Source organism: Pseudomonas sp. SIMBA_041 (assembly GCF_046535095.1).
Taxonomy (GTDB): Bacteria; Pseudomonadota; Gammaproteobacteria; order Pseudomonadales; family Pseudomonadaceae; genus Aquipseudomonas; species Aquipseudomonas mucoides.
Map to the genome: position 1 here is coordinate 1 of NZ_JAWRXJ010000238.1, position 276 is coordinate 276.

The window sequence follows — 276 nt, forward strand, 5'->3', positions numbered from 1 at the left end:
TGGGGCTTTAACGGCACTGAACGTCCCGGCGCTGTTTACCTGGCAGCGGCTCTGGCAGCTCACAGCCAGAAAGGCATCCCGGCATTCTCCATTTACGGTCATGACGTTCAGGATGCCGATGACACATCGATTCCAGCCGATGTTGAAGAAAAACTGCTGCGCTTTGCCCGCGCCGGTTTGGCAGTCGCCAGCATGAAAGGTAAAAGCTATCTGTCGCTGGGCGGCGTTTCGATGGGTATCGCTGGTTCCATCGTTGATCACAACTTCTTTGAATCC

The 276-nt window shown here is 55.1% G+C and carries 1 pseudogene; it reads left to right on the forward strand.

The features are described 5' to 3' along the window. A pseudogene (gene fucI, locus SB725_RS31005) lies at positions 1-276 on the forward strand (L-fucose isomerase); the annotation flags it as partial.